Origin of the sequence: Microbacterium helvum (genome assembly GCF_014779795.1) — a bacterium.
Lineage (GTDB): Bacteria > Actinomycetota > Actinomycetes > Actinomycetales > Microbacteriaceae > Microbacterium > Microbacterium helvum.
In genome coordinates, this window is the sequence record NZ_JACXZS010000009.1 from 201,812 (window position 1) to 208,833 (window position 7,022).

Below are 7,022 nucleotides of genomic sequence, written 5' to 3' on the forward strand. Positions count from 1 at the left end.
TCTGGCTCACGAACGTGCTACGGTGTGCGCGTGTGATGACATTGGTGGCTCACAAAGGAGAAGCAGATGAACCGCTCGCCGAACTCACTCGCTCTCACGTACAAGGATGCAGCCGTCCTCGTCGGCGTCGAGTACCGCACCATCCGATTGGGTGTCGAGCGAGGCACGATCCCCACCGTCCAGCTCGGGCCGCGCAGGATGATCCCCCGCGCCGCGCTGCTGCGGGTCTTCGGCGTCGAGCCCTGAGCCTCGACGCACCTGATCCTCATGGTCGACGCCCGGCTTCCCGCAGAGTGGCTGGGGAGCATCCGCATCGACAGCCTGAGCGACCGCGCGTTCCGCGTGCTCGCCGGCGCCCTGATGTGGTGCAACGGTCAGGGCACGGATGGTGAGATACCCGCCCGCTACACGAAGTACTTGCACCCCGATGGCGACGATGCCGCCGCGTTCGAGGAGCTCGTGCGCGCCGGTCTCTGGGAGCACGGGGACGACGGCTATCGCCTCGTCGGCTGGGCGAGCACGCTCCGGCAATCGACCGCCGAGGAGGTGGAACGGTACCGCGAGGGGTCACGACGTCGCCAGAAGGAGTATCGCGACCGGCAGAGGCTTGCCGCTGCCGCTCCCCCGCCCGCGTCACTCGGCGAACGAGCGACTCGTGACGTGACGCATAACGGGCTGCGTGACGTGACGGCACACGTAGGCTCAGGCTCTTCTAACCCGACCAAGAAGAGGAGAGCCTACGGAGCGCGTGACGCGATGGATGACGTCACGCATAACGCGGACTCGCCATTCTGCGCGAAACACCCGGGCGGCACCTCGGAGCCCTGCGGCGCATGCGCCCGCGCCAGAACCGCTCTGGAGGCGCGACAGAATCGGCTCACGATCCGCGGCTGGGACTGTACCGTCGACGGGCACAAGCTCGTCACCGACGGTACCTGCGCCGTCTGCGCGTTCCGCCCCGACCGCTCAGTCGCGTAGGGTCTCGAACGCCGGTCGACTATACGATCCCGTCGCCCAGATCGGCAGCGAGGACGCGCACCTGGGCAGCCACGGCGTCGCGCATCCCGCGCACGCCGTCGAGGTCCCAGTTCTCGGGGTTGGGGAACTCCCATTCCACCCGCCGTCCTGCGACTGGGCCAGGCAGCTCAAGTCCGGGTTTCATCGTGACGACCACGTCCGCCGTGGACAGATCCGCCTCCGTGACAAGGCGTGGGCGCGCCGCCGCCGTGTCGGCGCCGACTTCATGCAGAGACTCTGCGATCACCGGATTGATCGCGTCTGCGGGGTTCAAGCCCGCGCTGGTGGAGATGAACGCGCCGGGCGCGATGACGTCGAGCAGGTGCGCGCCGAGCTGGGAGCGCCCGGCGTTGTGCTGGCAGATGAAGAGGACCGTGGGAGGGGTGGTCATGCGGAGGCTCCTAGAGGAAGGTGCGCTCGCGACCACGCCTGCGTCGCCGCCTGCACGGCATCCCAGGGTGACCCGAGCGGTGGCGTGTAAGAAAGATCGAGGTCGCTGACCTGGTCGACCGTCAGACCGGCGAACAACGCGGTCGCGAAGGTGTCGACCCGTTTCGCGGTCTCGGTGCCGAGTCGTCCGACGAGTTGCGCGCCGAGCAGTCGGCCGGTGTCACGATCGCCGGTGACGCGGAAGGTGATGGGCTGCGCGCCCGGGTAGTAGCGCTTGTGATCGTCGGCCGCGGATTGCGTGGTCGACGCCGCGAAGCCTGCCGCGAGGGCCTCGTGTTCGCGGAGTCCGGTGCGTGCCGCGACGACGTCGAAGACCTTCACGACCTGCGTGCCGACGGATCCCGCGAACCGGGCGTCGCCGCCGAGCGCATTCTCTCCAGCGATGCGACCCTGCTTGTGCGCGGTCGTGCCCAGTGGGAGGTAGGTCACACCGAGCAGACGGTGGTGCGTGACGACGCCGTCGCCGGCAGCGAAGACGTGTGGGATGCCGGTGCGCATCTGCTCGTCGACGACAACCGCCCGACCGGCACCGAGCCGTGCGCCCGCAGCCTCAAGGAGGGCGGTGTTGGGGCGGACACCGACCACGGCGAGCACCACATCGGCTGCATGTGACACGGGTTCTCCGAGATGCTCTGCGTGCACAAGGAGTCCGGAGTCCGTCTTCTCGACCGCCTTCACGATGGTCTGCGTATGGACCTCGACACCGTGCTCGACCAGTTCGTCGTGGACGATGGCTGCGAGTTCGGGGTCGAGCGTGGAGAGCACCTCCGGGCCGCGCTGCAGCTGTGTGACGCGCATGCCCCGTGCCCGGAATCCTTCCGCCATCTCCAGGCCGACATAACCTGCACCGATGATGACCGCCCTGCGCGGCACGTGATCCGCCAGATACGCGTCGAGCGCGAAGGTGTCGCCCATGGAGTGGATGACGTGGACGCCATCGTGGGGCCCGAGCTCGCCGAGTCCGACGATGCCGGCGAAGGACGGAAGGGCCCCGGTGCCGACGATGAGTTCGTCGTAGCCGATCTCGGACTCTCCGCCGTTGTCGCGGACGGTCAGTCGACGCTGACCGACATCGATCTTGGTGGCCAGCGTGTTCAGCCGCAGGGTCATGCCGGTGGCCTCGAGGTCGGCGTGAGTGCGGTGGGCGAGCGACTGCCACGGCTGCACATCCCCCGAGAAGTAATACGGGATGCCGCAGATCGAGTAGTTCGGAAATTCGTCCGCGACGACTACGGTCACGTCGGCGGTCGGGTTCAGCTCGCGGGCGCGCAGTGCTGCGGAGATGCCCGCGTCACTGCCGCCGATGGCGACGATGTGCATTGGTTCCCTGTCGGTAGGGGTGAGGTCAGTCGTGGACGAGTTCGGCGAGCAGATGCTCGACGCGATCACGGATGTCGTCGCGCACTCGCCGCACCCCGTCCAGGTCCAGCTCGGCTGGATCGTCGAGGAGCCAGTCGAGGTATCGCTTGCCCGGGTAGAGCGGGCACGCATCACCGCAGCCCATCGTGATCACTGCATCGGCCGCGCGTACGACGTCGTCCGTCAACGGCTTCGGGAACTCGTCGGTGACGTCCAGATCGATCTCGGCGAGCACGAACGCGACCTCGGGCAGGATCCGTTCCCCCGGCTGGGAACCCGCCGATCGGACGTGGACCCGGTCGCCGGCGAGGTGCCGGGTCAGTGCCGCGGCCATCTGCGAGCGGCCGGAGTTCTGCACGCAGACGAACAGCACCTCTGGTACCCGCTTCACGATCAGTCCCTTCGACTGCGCCAGCGCAGTCAATCGATCGCGTGCGAACTTCTCGGCGAGGCTGGGGAGGTGAGTCTTGACGGTCGCCGTGCGAGCCAGCGCGGTGTAGGACTCGAAGACGACCCGCTCGACGGTTTCCTCGCTGACCATGCCCGCGAACTGCTGCCCCAGGCGCTCCGCCGCCCGATGGAGGACCGAGTCGGGTGAGAGCAGCGCGCGCTGGCCCGCTGCGCCGGTCATGCTGCGCCTCGCGTGGGGAGAAGCTCGGCGAGAAGCTCCTCGACCCGTCGGCGAATTTCGTCTCGGATCGGGCGAACCGCATCGATTCCCTGTCCGGCGGGGTCGTCGAGCTCCCAGTCTTCGTAACGCTTCCCAGGGAAGATCGGACATGCGTCGCCGCAGCCCATTGTGATGACGACGTCCGACTCTTTGACGGCATCGACGGTCAGCACTTTGGGGGTGTTCCCCGCGATGTCGATGCCCTCTTCGGCCATCGCATCGATGGCCACCGGATTGATGGCATCCTTCGGGGCCGACCCGGCCGAGAGCACCTCAACATCGTTGCCGGCAAGAGCGCGCAGATAGCCCGCGGCCATCTGGGATCGACCCGCGTTGTGCACGCAGACGAACAGGACGGTGGGCTTGTCGGTCATAGGGTCTCGCCTTCCTCACGAAAAGCATAGACCACGATCTATTGATTGCGAAGAGTGCCGTGTCTGTCGTCGAGGAGCAGATCCGCCAGGAGCGCGCGCACCCTCGTCTCGATGTCATCTCGGATGACGCGAATCCGATCCGGGGCCTTGCCCACCGGGTCTTCCAGCTCCCAGTCCAAGTACCGCCGGCCCGGGTAGATGGGACAGGCATCACCGCATCCCATCGTGATGACGACGTCGGCTGCACGGACCACGTCGTCGGTCAGCGGCTTCGGGAACTCACCACCAAGGGGAACACCGATCTCGTCGAGCGTCGCGACGATGCTGCCGCGCACATCACCTGCGGGCGCTGAGCCGGCCGTCCACACCGTCACGCGATCCCCCGCAAGCTGACGAAGGATCCCGGCGGCGATCTGAGACCGACCGGCATTCTGCACACAGACGAAGAGGACCGTCGGCATGCCGCTCGGACGCACTGCGGCGCCCTCAAGCGCGTTGAGCCGCGCCGCCGCGAACGCCGCCGTTCGACTGGCAAGCATCGGCGAATCCGAGCCGCTCGCAAGCAGGTCGTAGCTTTCGACAACCTTCGCGCGGACCGTCTCGGGACCGAACACGCCGCGGAATCGCTGGGCGAGATCGGCCACGATGCGATCAAGATCCGGGGGCGACGCACCCCGCTCGGCGGCGCCGAGGAGCGCATCGACTCGCTCGGCATGATCGTCGGCGATCGAGTACCAGACGCGACGACCATCCGGCTCGCGCACCACGACACCGTCCTCGCGAAGCGCCTTCATGTGATGGCTCACCGTGGGCTGGCGGAGGTCGAGGGCGTTCGCGAGGTGGCCGACCAGCATCCGACCGTCGTCGGACTCACGGATGAGGCGGAGAATTCGCGCCCGCGTCGGATCACCCAGAGAGGTGAGATCCATCGCTTGACCCATAGACCGCAGTCTATCCCTGTAGGGAATGGGGAGGCCGTGTCGACTGATCAGCCCCGCACCGAGGCGAGATCTCTTGCGTGCCGCCCCAGGCGGGTAATTGCCCAGAAGTCGTCGGATCGTTCGATCCACCCCAGATTCGCCAGCTGCCAGAGCAGCTGCCCCGCGATACGAGGCAACCGACGCTCGTGCGCCGGCGTGATCGGAGACACGCTCTCCAGCCACGCGGATGCGACGTCGCCGGCATCGCGAACACCGCCGGCGCTCACGATACCCAGGACGGCAAGGCGCGGTTCACTGAGATAGCGACGAATCGTCGCGTCATCCATCGTCACGCTCCGTCCACTCGACTACTGCGCCGCTCGATCAGGATCGTGTCCCGCCAGGTGCCGGCATGCGGTCCGAGCCCGGCCCGGGCGATCCGCTCCCGCCGCCCCACGAGGCGGAATCCGGCAGCTTCGTGAAGTCGCAGGCTCGCGCTGTTCTCCGGGAAGATGCTCGACTGAATCGTCCAGACACCCGCATCCTCGGCCGCCGCGATGAACGCTCCCAGCAGGAGCTGCCCGATACCCCGCCCCCGCGCGGCGCGATCCACATAGACCGAGTGCTCGACGACCCCGCGGTAGGCCGGGCGAGAGGAGACAGGGGATGCTGCCACCCAGCCACACACAGCGCCGTCCTCTGCGACGGCGACGAGCCGCAGTCCGGGCAGCTTGCCGGCGTCGAACGCGCTCCAGGACGGAGTGGCGACCTCGAAGGTCGCCTCTCCGTCCTCGATCCCCTGCGCATAGATCCGCTCGACCGCAGGCCAATCGGCCCGCTCCATGACGCGCACCCGGGTCATGAGCAGCAGGAACCGCCGCTGCCAGCATCCGTCGAGCAGACGCCCGTCGCCGGAAGCACCAGCTCGACATTCGCGGCGGACGCGGTGTCGCCGGCGAGCCACGCCGTCACCGATCGGACCTGCTCGTAGCCGGTGGCGAGCAGGAACGTCGGCGCGCGGCCGTACGACTTCATGCCGACGATGAAGAACCCCTGCTCCGGGTGGGTCAGCTCGCGGAAGCCGTGCGGTTCGACCGTCCCGCACGAGTGGACGTTCGGGTCGATGAGCGGCGCGAGGCGCTTGGGTGCCTCGACGATCTCGTCGAGCTCCAGCCGGATCTCGCGCAGCATGTCCAGGTTCGGGCGGAACCCGGTGGCGTTCACGACCACGTCAGTCTCGTGCGTGACGACCTCGCCGGCGCGGTGGCCGATCAGCTCCACGGCGTCGCCGGCGCGACGAGCTCGGATGGCCTCGAAGCCGTCGACGAGTGCGATGTCTCCGCGCTGGACGGCGCGGTCCACCCTGCTGCCGAGGTCGGCTCGGCCGATGAGCTCGTCATCGGGCGACGACGACACCCGCACGGCCTTCGTATTGCGGATCAGCCACGTCACCGTCGTCCCCGCCTCCTCCCGCGCGAGCTTCACCAGTGCGAGCAGCGTGTTCGCGGCGGAATGCCCCGCGCCGACGACGGTCACCCGTCGCCCCGCGAACACGGCACGATCCCGGCCGAGGACGTCCGGCAGCGCAGCGGTCACCCGATCGGCGATCTCGGTCATGCCCAGCAACTCCAGCCCACTGGACGACAGCGAGTTCGGCGAGAGGTAGGTTCCGGACGCATCGATCACGGCACGGGCCGCGATGTCTTCGACCTCGCCATCGGCGGTCCGTACGCGCAGCGAGAACGGCGTCGCGGCGCGACCGGCCGTGCGCGTGCGGTCCATGCCCTCCTTCGTGACGCCGATCACTTCCGCGCCCGTCCGGATGCACGGCGCGATCTCTTGCAGCGCGGCGAGCGGAGCGACGTACTTCTCGACGAGCTCGGCGCCCGACGGCGCACGCTCGGGGTCGGGCAGGACCCACCCCTGCTGCTCCAACAGACGACGGGATGCCGGGTCGACGAGGTGCTTCCACGGCGAGAACAGGCGCGTGTGGCCCCACGAGCGCACGCTGGCCGCGACCTCGTCGCCGGCCTCGAAGATCAGGAAGTCGATCCCTCGCTCCACGAGGTGGGCCGCGGCCGCCAGTCCGATGGGGCCGGCGCCGATGATCGCGACCGGCAGTGCCGTCAGGCGGCCCGTGTCGGCGACGCGGGGAGTCAGGTCGAGCAGGGTCACAGCAGCCTCCGGTGATATCGATGAACTTCGATGCCTGATTCTGCATCGCTCTATCGA

At 68.1% G+C, this 7,022-nt stretch carries 10 protein-coding genes; 2 read left to right on the forward strand and 8 right to left on the reverse strand.

The features are described 5' to 3' along the window. Positions 1–66 precede the first annotated feature (66 nt). Together IF188_RS14540 and IF188_RS14545 are read left to right on the forward strand one after the other, a co-directional pair. A complete protein-coding gene (locus tag IF188_RS14540) occupies positions 67–246 on the forward strand; it encodes an excisionase family DNA-binding protein (protein ID WP_191172513.1) in 180 nt (59 codons plus the stop codon). Positions 247–267: 21 nt separating this feature from the next. After that, the gene (locus tag IF188_RS14545) at positions 268–978 is read left to right on the forward strand and encodes a hypothetical protein (protein WP_191172514.1); all 711 of its coding nucleotides are present in this window, start codon (positions 268–270) and stop codon (positions 976–978) included. 19 nt (positions 979–997) lie between these two features. On the opposite strand, the gene IF188_RS14550 is transcribed toward IF188_RS14545, so the two are convergent. The 8 genes from IF188_RS14550 to IF188_RS14585 are packed head-to-tail and all read right to left on the reverse strand — an operon-like array spanning position 998 to position 6,965. After that, positions 998–1,408 carry an arsenate-mycothiol transferase ArsC gene (locus IF188_RS14550; protein WP_191172515.1) on the reverse strand — a complete coding sequence of 137 codons (411 nt, stop codon included), beginning with the start codon at positions 1,406–1,408 and terminating at the stop codon, positions 998–1,000. Next, entirely contained in the window at positions 1,405–2,787 is a 1,383-nt protein-coding gene (locus IF188_RS14555) for an FAD-dependent oxidoreductase (protein ID WP_191172516.1), read from the reverse strand. Before IF188_RS14555 ends, IF188_RS14550 begins: the two co-directional genes overlap by 4 nt. A 25-nt stretch (positions 2,788–2,812) precedes the next feature. Next, on the reverse strand, positions 2,813–3,457 hold the full coding sequence (locus IF188_RS14560; protein ID WP_191172517.1) for an arsenate reductase/protein-tyrosine-phosphatase family protein: 645 nt from the start codon (positions 3,455–3,457) through the stop codon (positions 2,813–2,815). Then, positions 3,454–3,870: an arsenate reductase ArsC gene (locus IF188_RS14565; protein ID WP_191172518.1), complete on the reverse strand. Its 417-nt coding sequence runs from the start codon at positions 3,868–3,870 to the stop codon at positions 3,454–3,456. Before IF188_RS14565 ends, IF188_RS14560 begins: the two co-directional genes overlap by 4 nt. Positions 3,871–3,908: 38 nt before the next feature. Next, the gene (locus IF188_RS14570; RefSeq protein WP_191172519.1) at positions 3,909–4,811 is read right to left on the reverse strand and encodes a metalloregulator ArsR/SmtB family transcription factor; all 903 of its coding nucleotides are present in this window, start codon (positions 4,809–4,811) and stop codon (positions 3,909–3,911) included. A gap of 47 nt (positions 4,812–4,858) precedes the next feature. Next, the gene (locus tag IF188_RS14575; RefSeq protein WP_191172520.1) at positions 4,859–5,137 is read right to left on the reverse strand and encodes a hypothetical protein; all 279 of its coding nucleotides are present in this window, start codon (positions 5,135–5,137) and stop codon (positions 4,859–4,861) included. 2 nt (positions 5,138–5,139) lie between these two features. Further along, positions 5,140–5,652 (reverse strand): GNAT family N-acetyltransferase, encoded by a 513-nt coding sequence (locus IF188_RS14580; protein WP_191172521.1) that lies wholly within the window; start codon positions 5,650–5,652, stop codon positions 5,140–5,142. Then, entirely contained in the window at positions 5,649–6,965 is a 1,317-nt protein-coding gene (locus IF188_RS14585; RefSeq protein ID WP_191172522.1) for an FAD-dependent oxidoreductase, read from the reverse strand. Before IF188_RS14585 ends, IF188_RS14580 begins: the two co-directional genes overlap by 4 nt. Positions 6,966–7,022: the final 57 nt, after the last annotated feature.

Coding starts and splice junctions, on each gene's coding strand:
- IF188_RS14540 (WP_191172513.1), top strand. CDS start 67: ATGAACCGCTCGCCGAACTCACTCGCTCTCACGTACAAGGATGCAGCC.
- IF188_RS14545 (WP_191172514.1), top strand. CDS start 268: ATGGTCGACGCCCGGCTTCCCGCAGAGTGGCTGGGGAGCATCCGCATC.
- IF188_RS14550 (WP_191172515.1), bottom strand. CDS start 1,408: ATGACCACCCCTCCCACGGTCCTCTTCATCTGCCAGCACAACGCCGGG.
- IF188_RS14555 (WP_191172516.1), bottom strand. CDS start 2,787: ATGCACATCGTCGCCATCGGCGGCAGTGACGCGGGCATCTCCGCAGCA.
- IF188_RS14560 (WP_191172517.1), bottom strand. CDS start 3,457: ATGACCGGCGCAGCGGGCCAGCGCGCGCTGCTCTCACCCGACTCGGTC.
- IF188_RS14565 (WP_191172518.1), bottom strand. CDS start 3,870: ATGACCGACAAGCCCACCGTCCTGTTCGTCTGCGTGCACAACGCGGGT.
- IF188_RS14570 (WP_191172519.1), bottom strand. CDS start 4,811: ATGGGTCAAGCGATGGATCTCACCTCTCTGGGTGATCCGACGCGGGCG.
- IF188_RS14575 (WP_191172520.1), bottom strand. CDS start 5,137: ATGGATGACGCGACGATTCGTCGCTATCTCAGTGAACCGCGCCTTGCC.
- IF188_RS14580 (WP_191172521.1), bottom strand. CDS start 5,652: ATGACCCGGGTGCGCGTCATGGAGCGGGCCGATTGGCCTGCGGTCGAG.